Origin of the sequence: Pseudoalteromonas sp. S1610 (assembly GCF_005887465.1) — a bacterium.
Lineage (GTDB): Bacteria > Pseudomonadota > Gammaproteobacteria > Enterobacterales > Alteromonadaceae > Pseudoalteromonas > Pseudoalteromonas undina.
Genome location: NZ_PNDI01000010.1, coordinates 157,146 through 178,928 on the forward strand (window position 1 = coordinate 157,146; position 21,783 = coordinate 178,928).

A 21,783-nucleotide genomic window follows, 5' to 3' on the forward strand; every position below is an offset into this window, starting at 1 on the left:
ATCAAATGGAACTGATACTAAACATCACTAGTTATCACAGACTTTCGCCTGAAATAGAAGCCACTAAAACTGTAACAGATTCATTAACTTTTGGTCGCTCTGAAGCGTGCGATTGGCATTTACCCGATCCCGAAAAAATAATCTCAAGTAAACACGGTATAATAGAAAAAGAAGGTGACTCTTTTTACGTATACGATAATTCAACTAATGGATTATTTATTAACTTTGCTGTAGCGCCGCTTGGTCAAGGCAACAAACAACGTTTGTCAGACAGTGACGTATTAACCATCGGCGATTTTCAAGTCAATGTGGTGCTAACATCAGATCAACAAGCTGATGTGAGTAGTTCTGCTCCAAGTCATTTTCAATCAGTAGATACTTTCGCTACGCAAAACTCTCAACCGGCTGAGCAGTCTATACCTTCATTCGATGACTCGATTATGAATGAGTCGATGCCTGAGATATCAGTGACTGCGCAACAAACAACAGATAATCATATTCCTGAAGACTGGGATGAATTAACGCGCCTTATGAATACCGATGACTTTGACATTGGCAATAATGTTAGCAATTCATCAGCACCTGTTGATACTCCTGCGCCTATTCAAGAACCTCCTCGTTCAAATAGCCACGCTAATGAGCACAAACCTGACAAACAGTCTGCACCAATAAAGAACGTAGTTCAAAATGACAAGGCGTTATCTGATGCGTTTTTAAAAGGGTTAGGGATTAAAGATGAGCTTAAAAATTCGTTAGATAATGAAAAACTGTGGTTTGAAATGGGCCAAGGGCTTAATTTATTACTCACTGAGCTTATGGAATCTTTACGTCAACGCGCGATTGTAAAAAACAAATTAAGATTGAATCATACGATGTTTCAGGCTGAACAAAACAATCCATTAAAATTTTCTGCCAATATTGATGATGTTATTCAGAACTTGTTCATAAAAAATAGTGCAAGCTTTCTGTCTTCGAATGAATCTATTAAAGAAAGCTTTATAGACACACGTAAGCATGAGCATGCTTTACTCGCTGGTGCAGATGGTGTGTTAAAAGGGATGTTATCGCAGGTTTCTCCCATGCAAATTAATCAACAGGCAAACGATAATTCTAACGTGTTAAAAATTATCCCTGGTCAAATAGAGTCTAAATGCTGGAAGTTATATCAAAGTTTATATGATGATATTTCTCAGGAAGTGAACACTAAAGGCGCCATGGCAATGTCTGATGATTTTTTAAAGGCATACAACGATCGAATCAAAGAAACGCACTAGAAAGGAAAGTAAATAATGTACAAAGTTAAGCTCTACTTATTGAGTTTTAGTTTACTATTTTTGGTTATGGGATGTACTACGATGAATAAAATCGTACCCCCTTCTACCGATCTGATCATTAATGTATCTAAAAATGTTAATCCAGATACGTCAGAACGTCCTTCTCCAGTGGTAATGAAAATTTTTGAGCTTAGCTCAAGAACTATTTTTGACACGCAGGACTTTTTTAGCTTGTACGACACACCAGAAAAAATCCTCGGACCTGACTTATTAAAAAAAGATGAATTAGAACTTCAGCCTGACTCAATACAACAATATAAAATGAGCCTTAATCGAAATACTCGTTACGTTGGGGTTGTTGTTGCTTATAGAAATATAGATCAAGCAAGGTGGAGAGCGGTTATAGAAGTTGACCCTACCGGCTATGACGATATCAATGTTAATGTAGAAGCAATTGCGACATACATGAGAGAGCAATAAAAAAGGATTTTTAAAAATGGGTGATAACACTCGTGTTGCTTGGACTGAAGGAATGTTTTTAAGACCTCAGCACTTTCAACAAGCAGATAAATATATTTCTAATGTTATCAAGCAAGTATGCAGTGGCAATCTTGCTGATCCGTGGGGAATAATCGATATAAGTATTGATAATGAATTGCTTAACAGCGGGCAGTTTGCTGTAGACGCATTATCAGCAATCACTCCAGATTTATTACCAATAGATATGCCTCAATCAACATCATTACCTGAACCGCTAGTGGTTAATAAAGATGTTTTTGATGAGATTGTTTATCTTGCTATCCCTGCGCTAAAAAATAGCGGGATTAATATATCTTCAGCCGACGATAACACCGTTACTCGGTATAAGCTTAATGACTTGTCAGTGAGTGATGATTTATTAGGGGCACAATCTCAGGAAATTATTCAAGTTGCGAAAGTGTATAGCAAATTGATGCTGTCTTCTGATGATCATTCAGGCTATATCGTATTACCTTTAGCTAGAATTATAGATGTGAGTAGTGAAGGGCAAATAAAGTTAGATGCTAAGTATATTCCTCCTTCTTTAAAAGTAGGGCAATGCAAACCTTTATCAGGGCTGGTCAGAGAAATTGGCTCAATGATTAAGCAGCGCGCTGAAAGTATAGCCGCTAGGCTCAGTCAAGGCTATGCAGGGAGTACCTCAGTTGCAGATTTTATCATGCTGCAAACACTAAATAAGTATGATGCGATATTTAATAACTTGCTTAGTGTCAATAGCTTACACCCGAATGTATTTTATAGTCGTTTAATTGAGCTTGCGGGCGAGTTGTCAACTTTCAGCACAGCTAATAAGAGGGTGCCTAAATTACCTAATTATGACCATACTAATTTAGGACAGGTATTTAATGAAGTGGTTAACTTTTTATACCAATCGTTAAGCCATGTTATTGAGCAAACAGCAACTGAAATTAAACTTGAGCAAAGTAAATTTGGTATTTCTTTTGGTGCGTTGAAAGACAAGTCAATTCTCAATTCAGCTCAATTTGTTTTAGCAATCAAAGCAAGTGTGCCCCATGAAGAATTAAGAAAAATTCTACCTTCGCAAATTAAAATTGGCAGTGTAGAAACAATTCGAGATCTGGTAAATAACCAAATTCCAGGTATTACGATTAGCAATTTACCAACAGCACCAAGACAAATTCCTTATCATGCAGGTTTTCATTATTTTGAATTAAATAGACATGGTGAACATTGGGATAAATTACGTTCCAGCGGGGGAATTGCTATTCACCTCTCAGGAAACTACCCAGAGCTACAATTAAGCCTTTGGGCGATAAGAACTTAACTTTTTAAAAGGAAGAGTTTCAATGGACGAAACCATTATCAAACCTCGCCCAGGTCGATTAGGGCGAAATACGCCAAGTAGTAACCCGGCACAAAATGATGCTGATAAAACAGTGATGTCGGTCGAGCCACCTTCTTCGAAGCCATTAGGTAGTAAGAAAGTATCGATATTTAAAAATCCTTTGTTAGAAGCGGCAACCGATTGCTTTTCTCTTGTAATTTCAATCAATCAATCGCTTGAAATGAGTAACCTCGCAGCGCTTAAACATCGTTGTGTTGAGGCAATCAAACGATTTGAAGTGGAAGTTCGCAATCAGCACTTATCAAAAGAAGTAATCAATAATTCGCGCTATTGTTTGTGCGCCATTCTTGATGAGTCTGTATTGAACTCAAAATGGAGTTCAATGGAGTGGGCGGATGAAAGCCTACTTTCTACCTTTCATAAAGAAACATTTGGCGGCGAATATTTTTACACGCTACTTGATTCAGGTTTAGCTCAACCAGAAAGAAATCAACAATTTTTAGAGTTGCAATATCACTGCTTGAATTTAGGGTTTAAAGGTAAATACCGCCTAGGTGCCGGTGGTGATACAAAAATCGAAGAATACCGTTCACAACTTTATCATTTATTAAACCAACTTAATGGGCCAATTAACAACAAGCTGTCTCCAAACTGGAAGCAAAGAGTAGCAGCCGGTGTTGAACTGAGAAATCAAGTTCCGCTATGGGTTATATTTTCTGTATTGGGGCTAATATTATTGATGATCTATTTATCAATAAATATGAAACTAAATAATGATGTTGTTGCGATTAATGAAAAGCTAGCCGGTATTCACCCCTTGGCAGTCAACCAGACGGTTGATAAAAAAGATCAGCAATTACGTGTCCTTGAACAGTTGTTGCAAACAGAAATTAAAATGGGGATTGTTGCCGTTGCTAAAACCTCAGATGGGATCCGCATTACAATCAACAGTGAAAACTTGTTTAAGCAAGGAGACGCGCAACTTCTCCCTTCATTCCAGCCTATTTTAGAAAAGTTAGCGTTAAGCTTAGAAGGAACTAAAGGGCGAGTCCTCATAACAGGTCATACAGATGATTTACCAATTAGTACTGATACGTACCCTTCTAATTGGCATCTATCTTTAGCCAGAGCAACACAAGTTGCTAATTTAATGGCTAAAAGCACCAACTTGAGCGGTCGTCTATGGCCAGAAGGAAAGGGCGCAGCAGAGCCTATCGCCAGCAATTCAGATTCAGCTTCTCGGTCGTTAAACCGCAGAATTGAAATCGATCTATTATTTTAATGAGGCTGTAATGAGTTTCTCACAAAAATTTAAGAAAATAACCTACGCACTAACGTCTCGAACCGCTATGTTAATTATCGGTTTTTTAGCCTTATCATTATTAATTTGGTTTGGTGGTCCTTTAATTGCAGTGGCCGATTATGTTCCGCTTGCCGGTGTCGCAGCAAGGCTATTAACTATTTTATTGATAGTACTCGTTTTTTCAGTAACCAAAATTTATCGCCTTATGCAGCAAAGCAGACGTGATGAAAAAATGGCAGATGAGTTAATAGATAATAACGATGCAAACAGTAGTGAAGTTAACGAAGAAATAACCACCCTAAAAACCAGAATGAATGAAGCCATAGATTTACTCAAGGACGTAAAACTATTTAAAGGTAAAAATATATACCAATTACCTTGGTATATCATGATTGGTCCACCTGGCGCAGGTAAAACAACGGTTATTCATAACTCAGGCCTAGATTACCCATTAAAGGATAAGCTTGGGGTTGATTTAGTACATGGTGTTGGTGGTACGCGCAATTGTGATTGGTGGTTTACCAATAAAGCGGTATTAATCGACACTGCAGGGCGTTACACAACGCAAAGTAGCCACGCTAAACACGACTCTAGAGCATGGGAAGGCTTTCTCGGCTTATTAAGAAAGCATCGCCCATTACGCCCTATAAATGGGGTAATGATCAGTATGGGGATTTCTGAACTTATGAGTCAGACCAAAACTGAGCGAAATCTTCATGCGCGTGCTATAAAACAACGCCTTCAAGAATTACAAAACCAGCTTGGTATGACATTTCCCGTCTATGTTATTTTTTCTAAAGTAGATTTAATTGAAGGATTCAGAGAGTTCTTTGGCGAACTTACTGAGGAAGAATGTGAGCAAGTTTGGGGGATCACCTTTGAGCTTGATTTAGACAAAGATACCCAAGTCGATGCATTCAATAAAGAGTTCCACGCTTTAATTTCTAAACTTACAGAGATGTTAAACCGTCGATTGATCAATGAACGTAATGAAGCTATTCGAGCTAAAATCTTTGAGTTCCCCAGACAATTACGTGTGTTACAAGGCGTTGCTGATGACTTCTTGAAAGAGATTTTTACTCCTAACGCTTATGAAGAGTTACCTATGTTTAGAGGCGTGTATCTAACCAGCGCCACTCAAGAGGGTACCCCTTCGAGCTTTTTAAATGATGCAAGTGCAGATAAAACCGATTACATAAACCAATCTAAAAGCTTTTTTATTAAAAACGTTTTAGAGAGCGTTATTTTCCCTGAGCAAAACTTAGCAAGCACTAACAAACACCATGATAAACAGAATAAGTGGCTTCGAATTGCTAGTGTGTCACTTGCGTGTATTGCTTTGTTCGGTTTTTCAATTTCTTGGTATTTCAGCTTTGCGTGGAATAGCAACTTAATTGATGCAACAGATGAAGCAGTTGCCACGTACCAAGAACTAGACTCATCTTCTTTTGATAGAAATAATCTACTGGTACTAAATGACAGACTAAATGCATTAAGAAACTTGCCAGCAACCAATGCTCAGTTAATTGATCCTGAAGATGCATCTTCAGTTGGCTTTAATAAGCTTACTGAAATTAAAGAGTCTTCTGCTAATGCTTATAAACGTTCTTTGCAAACCTATTTAGAGCCCTTCATTGCAAACACGTTAATAAAGGAAATGGAGGCTCACCCAGAGCATCTTAGCTATTTATATGAAACGCTCAGATGCTACTTAATGCTATTTAAACCTGAATATTTTGAAAGTGAAGATATTTCCGTTTGGTTTAGTGCATATTTAGATAGAAATTTGCCTGGTGATTTGAACATGCAGACGCGTAATGAGTTGATGAATCATATTGCTGCGTTGTTAAAAGAGGGCGTAACACAAACCGAAATAGATAATCAGGCGGTTCGCGTAGCTCGTGCAGAACTCACTAAACTACCGATTGCAGAAAGAGCATACCAGCGACTTCAAGCTGATTTTCTTGATAGCAGTATTCCGCCTTTCAGATTAACCGATATTATTAGCTTTGAAAGTGCGCAAAAATTTACTTTTCGTAATAACGGTGATTTAACGCGCAGTATTCCGGGGCTATACACTTTTAACGGTTTTCATGGCATTTTTAATATTGAAAAAGGAAAAATGCTTGGCAACTTAATGGCCAGTAGCTGGGTGTATGGTCAAGAAGCCTCTGGCACGTATGATATTTCTAAAGCAGAGATAGAAAAGAAGCTAGAGCAACGTTACTTTCAAGATTATATCTATTATTGGCAGTCGTTTTTAGATGACTTGAGTCTTAATCAATACAGCTCACCTGCTGAGGGTGTGAATATTACTGATGTATTAGCAGGCTCAGAAGCGCCAATAAAAAATATCATCAATGCAGTTAAAAAGAATGTTCAACTAACTAAGCTACCTGTTTCTGAAAATCAAAAAGTCGCAGGGGATATTGCGGCTAATGCAGCTAAAGTTGCGATGCAAACGAAAGCAAATCGAATCAAACGCTTCTTACCTGACGAAGCGCCTAAGTTTGAGGTACAGCTACCGGGCTATCAAGTCGAAGAGGCGTTTGAAGATATTATCGATATAGACATTCAGCAGCTTGATAATATTCAGAAAAACTTAAGAGAGTTGAATATTTATCTAACTAAACTTGATCGAGGTGATCAGCTTAAATACTCAATTAAAGATCAAATAAGTGGTAAGAGTAAACCGAGTTTTATTCGCCAATTAGAGTATCAAAGTAGTGATTTGCCTTATCCGTTTAATAGTTGGTTGCTTGATATAAGTAGAGATACTAGCAACATCACCAAAAATAGTGCTAACAGACATTTAAATGAAATTTGGAAAAGCAAAGTGTTGCGCGAGTATAACGCGGCAATTGTGGGGCGTTACCCATTTGCTCCGCAGGCAGAAAAAGAAGTCAGCATTAAAGACTTTACTCGCTTCTTTGGCCCCAATGGCACCATAGATAACTTTTTTAATAGCTATGTAGCTCCGAGTGTGGACATGAGCTCTAGCCCGTGGAAATTTGAAAAAGATATTGGTATTAGCAATAACACCTTAAAAATGTTTGAGCACGCTTTCAAAATTCAAACCGCATTTTTTGAACGTGGTAGTGACACACCCCGAATTGAGTTTGGCTTACGTACTTTTAATTTAGATAAAACGGTATCTAGTTTAATGATTGAAATTGATGGCCAGTCAATGATTTACCGTCATGGTCCACTCAAGGTTACAAACTTTGTATGGCCTGGCGCCAGTGGCCAAAGTAAAACTCGCGTTGTGTTTACACCGCCAAACGGTGGGCGTTCAATTAACACGACTTATCAAGGCGAGTGGTCACTTTATCGAATGCTAGATGAGCTCAGTGAAAAGCGCAGCAAAACCCGTCAAGATCTAGAGTTACATTTCTCTTTGATGGGGAACAACGCAAAAGTAGAATTACTGCCTAGCTCAATCAGGCATCCGTTTTGGAACAGCAGTGTAGAGAAGTTTTCATGTCCGACCCGATTGTAGATATTGGTTATCTTGGCAAGGTGCCTTGTTTAGGCGACTTTGTTCAAGATAACGTAACTAAAGAGTTTTCAGAGCATTGGGAGCAATGGTTACAAGCTGCCATTGCTGTGAGCAAAGAGCAACTTGGTGATGTTTGGCAAGAAAGCTACCTAACAGGCCCTGTTTGGCACTTTGCCTTAAGCCCCAATATTGTGGGTGATACTGGCATTATGGGTACGTTATTGCCCAGTATGGATGCAGTAGGAAGGCACTATCCACTAACAGTAACTCGTGCAACTCATATTGCTCCGGTTGATGTGCTTCATTCTGGTGTTTTTTCATTAGAGTACGAAGATGCCGTTCTTAAAGTACTTGATGGCTCTGTGGATTTGTTCTCTTGGCGAAAAGAGCTTGCCAGTACACTAAGCGAAGTTGCTGCAAATAAAAAGCAAGTAAGTTATGCCAGTTCAAAAGATAAAAACAAACAAGCAGTCGCACTAGAGTTTTCAGGTACAGAGTTAAGCGATCATATTTTACAAGATGCCATGCATGCGATTTTACATAAAAAGTATGGTGATTATAGTGTTTGGTGGACACATGGTTCTTGTAATATAAAACCGATGGTGCTGATCACGTCAGCTTTACCGCCAGTTAATCAAGTAGCCGCAATGCTCGATGGACGTTGGAAGCATTGGGAATGGAATTACACACAGGTAAAGAATAGTGATTAGTAATTTAAGTACAAGTTATGCCATAACTCATAGAGGTGCAGTGAGGCAGCTAAATGAAGATGCGCACGTTGAAATTAACAGCCATAACTTATGGGTCGTAGCTGACGGTATGGGCGGTCATGAAGCGGGTGAAGTTGCTAGTCAATTAGTGGTTGATGTGATTAGAACTACTGTTGAAAAGCTCAGGCTAGAAGACCTGACCGTAAGTCATATTGTTAGCGCTATAGAAGATGCAAATAAGCAACTAACTCAGTATAGCGCTGAATATTTAAGCAATAAAACAGCTGGCAGTACAGTAACAGCTTTGTTTGTTAAGAATGAGCGCTATTACATATTATGGGCTGGTGATAGCAGAGCCTACTTATTACGTAATGGTAAACTAACGCAAGTTTCTCGAGATCATAGTCAAGTTAATGACTTAATCGACGAGGGAATGATCTCTGTTGAAGAAGCTAAAAACCACCCATTATCTAACGTTATTACCCGTGCTGTAGGGGTAATGGATGAAGTGAAAGTTGATGTAATTGAGGGTGAGATAAACAAAGGCGACATCTTTTTACTGTGTTCAGATGGCCTTACCGGTGAATTATCAGATGAAGACATATGTTTGTCATTAGAGCCCAGTAGTATTATTGATTCAGGAATGGCTTTAATGCACTCCTCGTTAGTCAGAGGTGCTAAAGATAATGTGACTTGTATTTTAGTGAAATATGATGATGTAGATGCCAATCAATCGATACAATCTTGCAATATACAAGATGAGGCAACGATTCCATTGTTCACTAAGTAGCTGATTAAGCCTGTTTTAGTATATTTAAGAAAAAAAATTGTAAATATATCAGGAACAAAAAAACTGTTATTTCAATTATTTATAAAATAACATTAGCCAGCTTATCGGCACAATGGCGCTGAAGCTTGTAATTTAATTTAAAGAATGTAATATTATTCACGCTCTAAGCTTTAGAGAATATGGATAATATTTAGGACAATGGAATGTTTTTATTTGAAGAGTATATTTCCCCTATTTCAGATACTGAGTTTGCAGGTAGTGATCCGCGCTCAGATGTCTCTCCAACGTCTACTTACTACGCCTTAAAAGATTTAAGAAACCAACTTCGTGCGGCTGAAAGAAATGCGCTAGTCGATGAAGAAGGAATTGCTTCGCTTTCTCGAGATTGGATTCCGTTACTTGAGCAATGTAGTGAGGCAATTAAAACCGAAAGTAAAGATATAGAATACCTAGCATGGCTAATTGAAGGCTTATGCCGCGTTCATGGCTTTAAAGGCATTGCGTTTGGTTTTAGTGTTGCTAAGCACCTTTTGGAACATCATTTTGAGTCACTTTATCCAACACTTGATGACGGTGATGAAATTTCAGACAAAGTGTCTGCATTAGTTGGCTTAAATGGCAGTGCTGGTGAAGGTACGTTAATTATTCCAATTAAAAGTATATACATGACAGACAGTGTCAGTATGGATCCTTTTTCTTTTTGGGAATATCAGCAAGGTTATGACATTTCACGTTTAAGTGATGAAAAACGCGAAAAGAAGATAACCCAAGGTGCCGTTGATTTTGAACAGCTTGAAAAAAGTGCAGCCGAAACTAGTACCGAGTTTTTTGTATCTTTAAAAAATGATATTGAAGATGCGATAGAAAAGTTTGCCGCTTTGAGTGAGGTTATGGACGAGGTAACGGGTGAGCCACAACCTACGTCTAATATTAAACAAGCATTAGAAGTGAGCTTAGCTGCGGTAAACCATGTTGCAGCAGATAAACTTGAAGCAGCACAAATTGCATTAGATAAGGCAAATGCTGAGCCTGAAGAGGAAGCGGTTGAAGATGCGAGTGAAGCAGGCGCAGCGCAACCTAAAAAGCGTGTCAGTGATGAGATTGATTCGAGAGAAAACGCAATAAAAAAACTTCAAGAAATTGCGACATTTTTCAGAAAGACTGAACCTCATTCACCAATGTCTTACACGATAGAACAAGTTATTCGATGGAGCGAATTATCGCTACCTGAGTTATTAAATGAGTTAATTACAGATAGTGATGCTAGGACTGGATACTTTAAGTTGTCTGGCATTAAGATCAGCGAAACTGAAACATAGTAAAAGGAGTTCTCAATGAGTATCCATGATAAGTTAAAACGAGTTCGTAAACCAAGAGTACATATCACTTATGATGTGGAAACTGAGGGCGCGGCAGTAAAAAAAGAATTACCCTTTGTAGTAGGTGTAATGGGTGATTTTTCTGGTGATAACACAGAAGCACTTAAACCACTAAAAGATAGACGTTTTATTCAAATTGATCGTGATAACTTTAATGATGTTTTAAAACGTATGAGCCCTTCTCTGCGTTTAAAAGTAGACAATACATTAACGGATGATGGTTCTCAGTTTGAAGTTAACTTGAACTTTAAGTCGATTGACGATTTCGAGCCTGCTGCGGTTGTAAACCAAGTAGAACCTTTACGCAAATTGATGGAAACGCGCAACAAGCTGCGTGACTTGATGACCAAAATTGACCGTTCAGAAGAGCTTGAGAATGTGCTAGAAGAAGTATTAAGCAATACAGCAAGCTTAGACTCGATGGCTAAAGAACTTAACTTAGAGGAGACTGATAAATGAGCACTGAACAATTAGCAACAGAATCAGAATCGGTATCAGAGGTAAGTTCTTCACTATTAGAGCAAGCAATTGGCGCGACTAAACAAACAGAGTCGAGCCGTGCTGAAGAATTACTAAAAACATTAACAGAAGAAGCGTTAAAAGGCACAGTTCAATGGAATAAAAACATGACTGTGACGTTTAATGAAGCTATTCAGTTAATCGATCAAAAAATCTCAAAACAGCTAAGTGTGGTAATGCACTCGGATGAGTTTCAAAAGCTTGAAGGCTCATGGCGCGGTTTGCATCACTTAGTGATGAACTCTGAAACAAGTTCTACATTAAAAATTCGTGTTTTAAACATGAAGAAAAAAGAGTTACATAAAGACTTAAGTAAAGCCGTTGAGTTTGATCAAAGCCAAACCTTCAAGAAAATTTACGAGTCTGAATTTGGTACTCCAGGTGGTGAACCATATGGCACTATCGTAGGTGACTTTGAATTTACTAATCACCCTGAAGATGTTGAAACATTGAGCTTAATGTCTAATGTGGCTGCAGCTGGATTCTGTCCATTTATTGCTGCCTCTTCACCGTCTTTATTCGGTTTTGATAATTGGGAAGAGCTTACTAAACCACGTGATTTAGAAAAAGTATTTGAATCATTAGAATACACTAAATGGCGCTCATTTAGAGACAGCGATGATTCACGCTTTGTATCACTTACTATGCCGCGTTTCCTTTCGCGTTTACCTTATGGTGCTGCTTCTAAACCTGTTGAAGAGTTCAACTACGAAGAGTTTGAAGTTGAGCCAAAAGACGGTCGTTCAGTGAGCACTGATAACGGTGATTACTGTTGGAGTAATGCAGCATACGCTATGGCAACTAACATGACCGCTGCGTTTTCTCAATACGGTTTCTGCACTGCTATTCGTGGTGCAGAGGGTGGCGGTAAAGTGGAAGGCTTACCGACTCACATATTCACTAGTGATGATGGTGATCCAGATCTTAAGTGTCCAACAGAAATTGGCATTACAGATCGTCGTGAGGCAGAGTTAAGTCAGTTAGGCTTCTTACCTCTATGTCACTATAAAAATACTGATTATGCTGTTTTCTTTGGCGGTCAAAGCTGTCAAAAACCAAAAATTTACTCAACGCCTGATGCCACGGCTAACGCTGCTATTTCAGCTCGTTTACCATACTTAATGGCAACTTCTCGCTTTGCGCATTACTTAAAAGTAATGGCACGTGACAAGATTGGTAGCTTTATGGAAGCTGAAGACGTTGAATCATGGTTAAACCGTTGGATCCTGTCATATGTAAATGCGACAGAGGGCGGTGGTCAAGACATCAGAGCACGTTACCCTCTTGCAGATGCAAAAGTATCTGTAAAAGAGATCCCAGGTCAACCTGGTGCCTACAACGCTGTTGCTTGGTTGAAACCTTGGTTACAAATGGAAGAACTAACGTCTTCTTTACGTCTTGTAGCTAAAATCCCAGAGATCGGTTAATAATACCGCTCTCTCGCATTAAGGATGATGCAATAGAATGAATCACGAAGAGTTTTCATTTATAAATCAAGACTTCACTTTTCAACAAAAGTCACAGTCTCGAATTAGCGATAATGACGCTTTGCTCGATAGGTTTTTAAATGAAAAAAACCTAGATAAAGCGTTATTGTTATGGCTTGAAGGCTCTTCTGATTCTCCCCTTTCTTGGAATAAGGAGTCTTTGAGTCCTTATTTACAACGTGTAATTATTGAACTCGATCAACTTATTTCATCGCAACTCAACCACATAATTCATGCAGATAGCTTTCAACGCTTAGAAGCTAGCTGGCGTAATCTATGGTGGTTATTGTTACAAACAGAGCAACAAGACAAAGAAAAAAAAGTAAAAGTTAAATTGCTCAATTGTGATTGGTCAACGCTCTCAAAAGACGTGAACAAAGCGATTGATTTTGATCAAAGTATGTTTTTTCAGTTACTTTATCAAAACGAGTTTGACAGTGCCGGAGGCGAGCCTTTTGGTATTGTAATTGGTGATTACGAAATTAGTAATGGTTGCTCAGCAGGCACTATTTACAACGATATTGATACCATAAAAGAGGTATCAAGAACGGCAGCTGCTGCATTTTCTCCTTTTATATGTTCGGCATCGGCTAATTTATTTGGTGCTGATAGCTTTTCAGATTTAGGTTATTACTCTGATTTATTTAATCAGTTTGAACAGCCTGAATATATAAAATGGCAAAGTTTTAGAAAAATCGAAGAAGCGCGCTTTATGGGCTTTACATTGCCTCATGTATTAGTCAGGCCGCCTTATGTTAATGATGGCAAACGCCATCAAGATTTTTACTTCAAAGAGCAAATAAAAAATCCAGAAACAGATATGTTGTGGGGCAGTGCAGCGTATCAATTCGTATCAACAATAATTAGAGCTTACTGCGATAGCGGTTGGTTTGGTCACATTCGTGGTATAGAGCCAGGTAAAGTCTCTAAGGGATTAGTAACAGGACTTGCTCGTGATAGCTTTGCAAACGATACCTATCAAAAAGAGGCAAAGCCGCCACTTGATTTATTAGTAACCAGTAAGTTTGAAAAGCAATTTTCTGAGCTCGGTTTTATCCCAGCTTCTTCGGTTACAAATACGGAACATATTGTTTTTTACAGTAATGCATCGGTTCAAAAAACAAAAAATTACGACTCAAGTGCTGCCAATATCAATGCGCGCTTATCGTCTATGTTGCAATACATTTTGTGTGTATCGCGCTTTGCGCACTATTTAAAATTATTAGCCCGAGATCGTGTCGGTTCTTATAGCACAGCACAGGCCTGTGAGAGAGATTTACAGGCCTGGATAAATAACTACACAACTGCGTCAGATTCCGCGTCTGAGCATATCAGAAGCAAATATCCACTGAGTAATGCAAAAATAAAAGTAAGTGAAAATAAAGCAAACCCGGGGCATTACTTTTCGGTTTTGCAGTTACAGCCCCACTTTCAGTTAGACCAAATGGTCTCGAGTATTAAGTTAATAACAGAGCTCAGTCCTCATCATAAAATAAAGGAATAATCATGAAAAAAATACACAGTTTAATTCGCGAGGGAAAACTTGCTGATGCTTTATTATGCTGCGCTACCGAGTTGCAAGATGAGCCTTTAAATTTTGACATTAGAAGTATTTATTCTGAATTACTTTGCATTAATGGCGAGCTTGAAAAAGCAGACAAACAACTCGACTTTATGGTGCAAAAGAACCCAGAGTTTGCTGTAGGTGCAGTTAACCTTAGACATTTAATTCGTGCCCAGCAATCGCGCGTAGATTTTTATCAAGGTAAGGGGATTCCTAAACTTTTTCATGAAGCCAATGAGCTAGATACCTTGTTTTTAAAAATGCATGTTGCTTTGCTTGAAGGTGAAACATCTGAAGCAGCCAGTCTTGCACAACAAATGGAAGCGCTTCGCTTGGAGAGTGTTGAAGACGAGCAATCAGCAATTCGAGATTTAGATGATAGCTTAAGTCCTTATTTAGAAGTGCTAGGCACGAATGGCGAGTTTTACCTGGCTAACTTTAATGAAATTGAAACATTAAAAGTAGAACCTGTAACGTCATTATTAGAGGGTATTTGGTTACGCGTTGAAATTACTATTAAAGACGGCCCATCGGGTACCGCTCACTTGCCACTAGTTTACGCAAACTCAAATACAGATCTAGAAAAGCTAGGCCAAGTATCTGATTGGGAAGAACTTCAAGACGAATTTATTATAGGTAAAGGAATGAAAATGTTGTTTGTCAACGATGAAGCCATCACTGTTCCAAACCTTAAAATAAACGTCCTAGAAACAGCTGAGTAAGCATAGTAAATAATTATGATAGAGCATAAGCAGCAGCTTCAAGCATCCATTTTAGATAGGCTCATTGACGATGAGCCAGACTTTCAGGATGCCCCATCTCGTACTGAGGGGATCAGCATTAGTGAGCTGAGAAAAAATGTGCGCAGAGACATAGAAGCGCTGCTAAATGCGCGAATTCAATGGCACACGTGGCCAGCACAGTACGCAGAGTTAGCAACATCCTGTTTATCGTATGGTTTACCTGACTTTTCGAGTATGTCGGTGAGCTCTCACGAAGGGCGGGCACTGCTATGTGAAACCGTTAGAAATACAATTTTGAAATTTGAGCCTCGGTTCATTGAAGTTGAGGTATTTACTGACGATGAAGTACCCGTAAATAGAGTATTAAACTTGCGAATAAACGCTTTACTATATGCAGATCCAGAGCCTGAGTTTATTAGCTTTGACTCTGAAGTTGAGCCTGTGAACTTAGGGATGAAGATTATTGAGGCTTCTTTATGAACGATGAATTATTAAAATATTACAATCGTGAATTGGCGTTTGTTCGTCATATGGGTAAAGACTTCTCTGAAAAATACCCTAAAGTTGCAGGGCGATTAAAGCTAAGCGATGATCATATTGAAGACCCTCATGTATCTAGATTAATTGAATCGTTCGCATTTTTAACGGCTAATATTAGGCAAAAGTTAGATGATAGCTTTCCTGAGCTTACTGATGCTTTATTAGGGCAAATGTTACCTGACTATCAAGCGCCTATTCCTTCAATGTCGGTGGTTAAATTAGAGGCTGAAAACCTCTCAACCACGGGAGTAGTCATTCCAAGAGCGAGTGAAGTTGAAACCAATGTTGAGTCAATGAAGCAATGTAAGTTTCAAACCTGTTATGAAACTTACTTATGGCCTGTTGAAATTACCAGTGCGCAATTTGATAACAGTCCTTTTGTGGCACCAAAACCACGTTGGCATGAGAAAGCAAAGTCAATTTTCAAACTTGAGCTAACCGGTGAATACCCGGGTGTATCACTGGCTGAAACTGGGCTGGAAAAATTACGATTATTTATAAATGGCCAATGGCATCATACGCTTAAAGTGTATGAATTATTGTTTAAGCACGCTATTGGCATTGCTTTTGATAATGGTGATGAGGGTATAAAGTACCTTTCTAAAACTCAACTTAAAGCGGTTGGCTTTGATGCAAATGAAGCGGTTGTACCGTATTCGCAGCGATCAAGTGCCGGCTATCGCTTACTCGTCGAAAACTTTACCTTTCCTGAAAAGTTTCGTTTTTTTGAACTTGAAAATATTCACTCATCGTTGCCTAAAAATTCTAATAAATGCACAGTGTATATTTATCTTGATGCTGAATCTTCAGAGCTTGAAAAGCAAGTAGACAAAGACATGTTCTTGATGGGGTGTACGCCCATAATTAATATGTTTGAACAAGAATTAGAACCTATTCGCCCTGAGCTGAGCGAATACGAATACCAATTAACGCCGCGTTATATGGACTCTGAGATTTCAGAAGTAATTGGTATTTCAGAAGTAATTGCCTTTGACCATAAGGGAAATAAACAAATAGTTTGTCCGTTTTATGGACAAACGCATCCACGATACCAAGGCCACGATGATTTGTTTTGGCATATCCGCAGAGAAACTGCCTCATGGGCAGGGGGTTATGTTGAGTCAGGCACCGAATCGTTTCTATCATTGGTAGATGCACGATTTGAAAATAGCGCTATGGATTATGCTGAAGGGAACACGGTCCTAACCGTACGTGCTAATTGCAGTAATCGAAACCTCCCTGCGAGCATGCCTTTTGGAGACGATGAGCTAGGCTTATTAATGCCAGAGCGCGGCGATGTAATTAAAAAAATTAGATGTTTAATTCCATTTACTCATGCAGTTAGACCGATATTAGCCGATGCAACACGTTGGCAATTAGTTAATCATTTAACGCTCGACGCGTTTAGTGGAGATGATGCATGTAATAAGCTTAAAGAAGTGCTACGCCTTTATGATTTTAGAGCATCTCCGCAAACAAAAGGCCTTATTGATAATATTTACCGTGTGGTTGTAGAACCCGCAACGGCTCGTGTTGTGCAAAAAGGGCGAGTAAGCTTTGCAACGGGAAGTGAAATTGAAATTACCTTCGCCAATGATGACTTTTCAGGTAGTGGCATGTTTTTCTTTGCCTCTATCCTCGATCATTTCTTTGCGCAATTTGCAGCAATTAATAGCTTTACTCGCGTTAGTTTAAGGCTAAAAGAACAAGAGCAAGTGTATTACCAATGGCCTGCGCGAGTTGGGGAAAGCCCGTTAATATGATCCAACATATTATTTCTCAAGCGTCACAAGTTGACTTTTATAAAGCAGTTTTCATTATTGAAAACCAGCTGAAAAAGCATGGCTTGGAGTATCGCTACGTAGGGTATGACAGTAGTCCAAAGCAAGAGTTAATTAAGTTTACCGCAACTCAAAAATTTGGTTACCCAGGTAACGCTATCACAAAATTAGAACAAGCAAGCTTTGAAGATGGCTTACATAAAGTCAACATGCAGATCTCTTTTATGGGATTAACGGGTTGTTCGGGCGCTTTGCCTCAATTTTATAGCGAACTGGTGATGCAGCGTCTTCGCTATAAAGATACAACCATGCGCGACTTTTACGACATGTTTAATCACCGTTTGGTGTCTTTATATTATCGAGCGTGGAAAAAATATAAACCGTCTTTAAATCATATAAATAAAGATAAAAACAAAGACCCATACACGCAAATATTAGGGCTTTTAAGCGGCGGTTATGATGAACATCAGTTGCACTTTTCAGGCCTTTATAGCCGAAAAATTCGCAATGCTTTTGACTTAAAAAGTGTACTGAGCTCATATCTTGGCTGTGATGTTGTCATTAAACAAATGATAGGTAAGTGGCACGATTTGAAGCCACAAGAGCAAACATGTTTAGCAAGTGAACGCCTTTATGAGGGACAACATGCCCGCTTAGGTGTTGATACGGTAATTGGTAAAAAGATATGGGATATTTCTTCTAATATCGAGATCCATATCAGTACCCGCGATTTTGATAAAGCAAAATCCTTGTTACCTAAAGGCAAGTTATTTGAATTAGCTAAAAAAATTGTCAAAGACTATGCCGGCAATGCTATTTCATTTCGACTTGTTATTGAGTCAGATTTTCAACAACTTGATGCGGTGCAGCTGTCAAAAAGTGAATGCCAACTAGGCGCAAATAGCTTTTTAATGGCGAGTAAAAACACCCCTAAATTTAACCCTACTAAGTTATCGTTTAAAGGATAATTAAAATTAAAAGGAACAGTGTATGTCAACGATGACATTAAACAAATTAGTTGAGAAACTAAGCCCAGATTGTAGAAAGAGCTTAGAAGCAGCGGTCGCAATTTGTAATAGCCGCAGCCATTTTACGGTTGAATTAGAGCATTGGCTGTTAGCTATGATTGAGCAGCAACTAGACGATGTTAGACTCATATTCGGTGCTTTCGATATTGATATTGATCAGGTAAAGCAAGATTTAAATCAATCATTAGAGTCATTTAAAACGGGCAGTGATTCGTCGCCTAGTCTGTCGGTACATGTTACTACTTTACTTAGACAATCATGGTTAAGCACCAGTATAGAATTTACTGATGAGCAAATTCGCAGTGCTTACGTTATTTATACGCTTACAAAAGACGATACCTTGTCTAGTTTAGTAACGCGTTGTAGCAAGCTTTTCAATAATATAGAACCTGGACAACTACTACATGCATGGCCTGAAATTGTTGCCCAATCGCAAGAGCGTAATACTACCACTGCAAGTGCTACAACACCTGCAAATGGTTCATCTAAAACACCAAGCTTAGATCAATTTACCGTCGATTTAACCGCTCAAGCAAAAGCAGGAAAAATAGACCCAATTTTAGGTCGTGATTTCGAAATACGTCAGATGGTAGATATTTTAACTAGACGTCGTCAAAACAATCCAATATTAACGGGTGAAGCGGGTGTAGGTAAAACCGCTGTGGTTGAAGGACTTGCCCTAAGAATCGCTCAAAAAGATGTACCTGCAGTATTACAAAACGTTAAGTTGCACAGCCTAGATTTGGCTTTGCTGCAAGCGGGTGCGGGCATGAAAGGTGAATTTGAAAATCGTTTAAAGTCGCTAATTAATGAAGTGAAAAACGCTGTTGATCCTGTGATTCTTTTCATAGATGAAGCTCACACTATGATTGGTAGTGGCGGACAAGCAGGTCAAAATGATGCTGCTAACTTACTTAAGCCTGCTCTAGCAAGAGGGGAGTTACGCACTATTGCAGCAACAACGTGGGCTGAATATAAAAAGTTTTTTGAAAAAGATGCAGCACTAACACGTCGCTTCCAAGTGGTTAAAGTTGAAGAGCCAACACCAGAAAAAGCGGTTGCTATGCTACGTGGTTTAGTTCCTGTGATGGAAAAACATCATAAAGTGTTTATTTCAGAGCAAGCACTTGAAAGTGCAGTGCATCTATCGCACAGATACATTACTGCCAGACAACTACCCGATAAAGCCGTTGCATTGTTAGATACGGCATGTGCTCGTGTTGCTATGAGTCAAGCATCGACACCTAATGCGATTGAGCAGTTAATTAACAGGCTTAGTGAAATTGAAGCGCAAGTTTTAATGTTAAATCGTGAGCAAAAAACCGGTTTAGATCACAGCGAACAATTATCAGCACTTAAATCTGAACTAGTTGAGATTGAACAGCAACTGGAACCATTAAATGAGCAGTTCAATGTTGAGAAGGATATAGTTGCCGAGTTAAACCAAGCGCTAGAATCGATTAATACCAACGATGCAGACTCTTCTGCTGAAGTACTTGAGCAGTTAAAAGAAAGCAAGCTTAAGCTAGCCTCGTACGAACATAATATGGTGCATTGGCAAGTTGATGAAGAGTTGATTGCACAGGTTATTTCTGATTGGACTGGTATTCCTGTTGGTAAAATGCATGAAGATGAAATTCATGGCATTTTAAATTTAGCTGAGCAAATGAAACAACGTGTAGTTGGCCAAGATCATGCGCTTGAACTTATGGCTAAAGTGGTGCAAACCTCCCGTGCTCAGCTAGCAGACGAAAGTCGCCCTAATGGTATATTTATGCTGGCAGGCCCAAGCGGTGTTGGTAAAACAGAGACAGCGCTTTCACTAGCTCAAGAAGTATATGGCAGTGAAGATAACGTAACAGTTATTAATATGTCTGAGTTTAAAGAAGAGCATAAAGTGTCATTACTTCTTGGCTCTCCTCCGGGTTATGTTGGTTATGGCGAAGGCGGTATTTTAACCGAAGCAGTAAGAAGAAAACCATACAGTGTGGTGCTACTTGATGAAATGGAAAAAGCCCATCCAGGCGTGCAAGATATTTTCTATCAAGTATTCGATAAAGGTACGATTAAGGACGGCGAAGGTCGCGATATCGACTTTAAAAATACCATCATTATTATGACCTCAAATGTGGGTACTGATACCACAATGAGTTTATTTGAAGATGAAGAAAGTAAGCCGAGTATTAAAGGTTTATTAAAAGCATTACAAGATGATTTATTAGGCGCATTTAAACCCGCATTTTTAGGGCGCATTAATGTTATTCCTTATATTCCGTTAAGTGATGAAATTCTGACCCAAATTGCAGCGCTGCAAATTAGCAAAATTATTAAGCGTGTTAAAAAGCATTATGATGCGCAATTAACGTATAACGATGACGTGATTGAGCACATTATTGCTAATTGTCAAAATGCCGGTTCGGGTGCAAGAAATATTCACACCATATTACAGAATAAAGTACTACCACTATTGTCTGAAATTTTGCTTTCGAGCATGGTTGATGGTGAAAAAGTGACATCTATCTCATTGTTAATTAAGGATAATGAGTTTGATATTGAGCTAACTAAAGTTAATTTAAAATAACCTGTTTTTATGGTTGTTTCTTTAGTTTTAGAGCATTATAATTCGTGTGTCTTATATAGAAACATGGAATTTTTGAGACATTGTCTTCATCTAGGGAAAGGAATTCTGAAGACCTTTTCATTGCTGTTTTAGAGATAATGATTTCAAGGAATTTTGGGTAACCAAAGTAAACGAATCCACATAATGGATAATATTGTTTAATAAAAAGGAGCATTATCAAATGCAAGCAAATACATATTTAAAATACGGTTCAATCAAAGGCGAAACTACTGCCGAGTCTTTCAAAGATTTAATTACAGTTTTATCTTTAGATTGGAACGTTAGCCGTGAAATTAGCTCAGCGACTGGTACAGCGATGGATCGTGAATCTAGCTCTACTCGTCTAGGCGACGTGACTATTACTAAGCTTCAAGATAAAGCATCTCCGGATCTTTTCAAAGAAGCAACTATTGGTAAAGGTCTACCTGCTGTTTTCCATATCACTAAACAAGGTGATAAAGTTGAAGAAATCATGAAAATCGAACTTACAGATGCCATGATCTCTAGCTACTCAGTATCTGTTCAAAACGACCGTCCAATTGAAACAATCACTATCAGCTACACTGAAATGATGATGACTGTTACACCTACTGACGATCAAAACAACATCACTGCACCACTAGTATATGGTTACAGCGGTGTTAAAGGTCAACAAATGTAATATTTGTTACCCGATTGTAGCTCTGGGCTTATGCTCAGA

The 21,783-nt window shown here is 38.7% G+C and carries 17 protein-coding genes; all 17 read left to right on the forward strand.

Annotated features, from left to right (window positions below):
* The first annotated feature begins 5 nt into the window (after positions 1–5).
* The 17 genes from tagH (at position 6) to CWB77_RS05545 (ending at position 21,744) form a co-directional block, all read left to right on the forward strand.
* Positions 6–1,274 (forward strand): type VI secretion system-associated FHA domain protein TagH, encoded by a 1,269-nt coding sequence (tagH, locus tag CWB77_RS05465; RefSeq protein WP_054201394.1) that lies wholly within the window; start codon positions 6–8, stop codon positions 1,272–1,274.
* A gap of 15 nt (positions 1,275–1,289) precedes the next feature.
* Entirely contained in the window at positions 1,290–1,754 is a 465-nt protein-coding gene (gene tssJ, locus CWB77_RS05470; protein ID WP_010389398.1) for a type VI secretion system lipoprotein TssJ, read from the forward strand.
* Positions 1,755–1,770: 16 nt separating this feature from the next.
* On the forward strand, positions 1,771–3,099 hold the full coding sequence (gene tssK, locus CWB77_RS05475) for a type VI secretion system baseplate subunit TssK (protein WP_010389395.1): 1,329 nt from the start codon (positions 1,771–1,773) through the stop codon (positions 3,097–3,099).
* Between the two features lie 22 nt (positions 3,100–3,121).
* Positions 3,122–4,402: a type VI secretion system protein TssL, long form gene (gene tssL / locus CWB77_RS05480; RefSeq protein WP_138621709.1), complete on the forward strand. Its 1,281-nt coding sequence runs from the start codon at positions 3,122–3,124 to the stop codon at positions 4,400–4,402.
* A gap of 10 nt (positions 4,403–4,412) precedes the next feature.
* On the forward strand, positions 4,413–7,922 hold the full coding sequence (gene tssM / locus CWB77_RS05485) for a type VI secretion system membrane subunit TssM (protein WP_138621711.1): 3,510 nt from the start codon (positions 4,413–4,415) through the stop codon (positions 7,920–7,922).
* Positions 7,904–8,632 carry a type VI secretion system-associated protein TagF gene (tagF, locus tag CWB77_RS05490; RefSeq protein ID WP_138621713.1) on the forward strand — a complete coding sequence of 243 codons (729 nt, stop codon included), beginning with the start codon at positions 7,904–7,906 and terminating at the stop codon, positions 8,630–8,632. Before tssM ends, tagF begins: the two co-directional genes overlap by 19 nt.
* Positions 8,625–9,422 (forward strand): PP2C family protein-serine/threonine phosphatase, encoded by a 798-nt coding sequence (locus tag CWB77_RS05495; protein ID WP_138621715.1) that lies wholly within the window; start codon positions 8,625–8,627, stop codon positions 9,420–9,422. The genes tagF and CWB77_RS05495 overlap by 8 nt, the downstream gene beginning before the upstream one ends.
* A gap of 203 nt (positions 9,423–9,625) precedes the next feature.
* Complete coding sequence (tssA, locus tag CWB77_RS05500) at positions 9,626–10,741, forward strand: type VI secretion system protein TssA (protein WP_138621717.1); 1,116 nt, start codon at positions 9,626–9,628, stop codon at positions 10,739–10,741.
* Positions 10,742–10,756: 15 nt separating this feature from the next.
* Complete coding sequence (gene tssB, locus CWB77_RS05505; RefSeq protein WP_010389380.1) at positions 10,757–11,260, forward strand: type VI secretion system contractile sheath small subunit; 504 nt, start codon at positions 10,757–10,759, stop codon at positions 11,258–11,260.
* Positions 11,257–12,747, forward strand: coding sequence for a type VI secretion system contractile sheath large subunit (gene tssC, locus CWB77_RS05510; protein ID WP_010389377.1), 1,491 nt, complete (start codon positions 11,257–11,259; stop codon positions 12,745–12,747). The genes tssB and tssC (CWB77_RS05510) overlap by 4 nt, the downstream gene beginning before the upstream one ends.
* A gap of 37 nt (positions 12,748–12,784) precedes the next feature.
* A complete protein-coding gene (gene tssC, locus CWB77_RS05515; protein WP_138621719.1) occupies positions 12,785–14,311 on the forward strand; it encodes a type VI secretion system contractile sheath large subunit in 1,527 nt (508 codons plus the stop codon).
* A gap of 2 nt (positions 14,312–14,313) precedes the next feature.
* Positions 14,314–15,093, forward strand: coding sequence for a type VI secretion system accessory protein TagJ (locus CWB77_RS05520; protein ID WP_054201391.1), 780 nt, complete (start codon positions 14,314–14,316; stop codon positions 15,091–15,093).
* A 15-nt stretch (positions 15,094–15,108) separates the two neighbouring features.
* Positions 15,109–15,594, forward strand: coding sequence for a type VI secretion system baseplate subunit TssE (tssE, locus tag CWB77_RS05525; RefSeq protein WP_010389371.1), 486 nt, complete (start codon positions 15,109–15,111; stop codon positions 15,592–15,594).
* Positions 15,591–17,417 (forward strand): type VI secretion system baseplate subunit TssF, encoded by a 1,827-nt coding sequence (gene tssF / locus CWB77_RS05530; RefSeq protein WP_054201390.1) that lies wholly within the window; start codon positions 15,591–15,593, stop codon positions 17,415–17,417. Before tssE ends, tssF begins: the two co-directional genes overlap by 4 nt.
* Positions 17,414–18,403 carry a type VI secretion system baseplate subunit TssG gene (gene tssG, locus CWB77_RS05535; protein ID WP_054201389.1) on the forward strand — a complete coding sequence of 330 codons (990 nt, stop codon included), beginning with the start codon at positions 17,414–17,416 and terminating at the stop codon, positions 18,401–18,403. Before tssF ends, tssG begins: the two co-directional genes overlap by 4 nt.
* A gap of 22 nt (positions 18,404–18,425) precedes the next feature.
* The gene (gene tssH / locus CWB77_RS05540) at positions 18,426–21,044 is read left to right on the forward strand and encodes a type VI secretion system ATPase TssH (RefSeq protein ID WP_055011524.1); all 2,619 of its coding nucleotides are present in this window, start codon (positions 18,426–18,428) and stop codon (positions 21,042–21,044) included.
* Positions 21,045–21,264: 220 nt separating this feature from the next.
* Positions 21,265–21,744, forward strand: coding sequence for an Hcp family type VI secretion system effector (locus CWB77_RS05545; protein WP_010389365.1), 480 nt, complete (start codon positions 21,265–21,267; stop codon positions 21,742–21,744).
* The last annotated feature ends 39 nt before the right edge of the window (positions 21,745–21,783 follow it).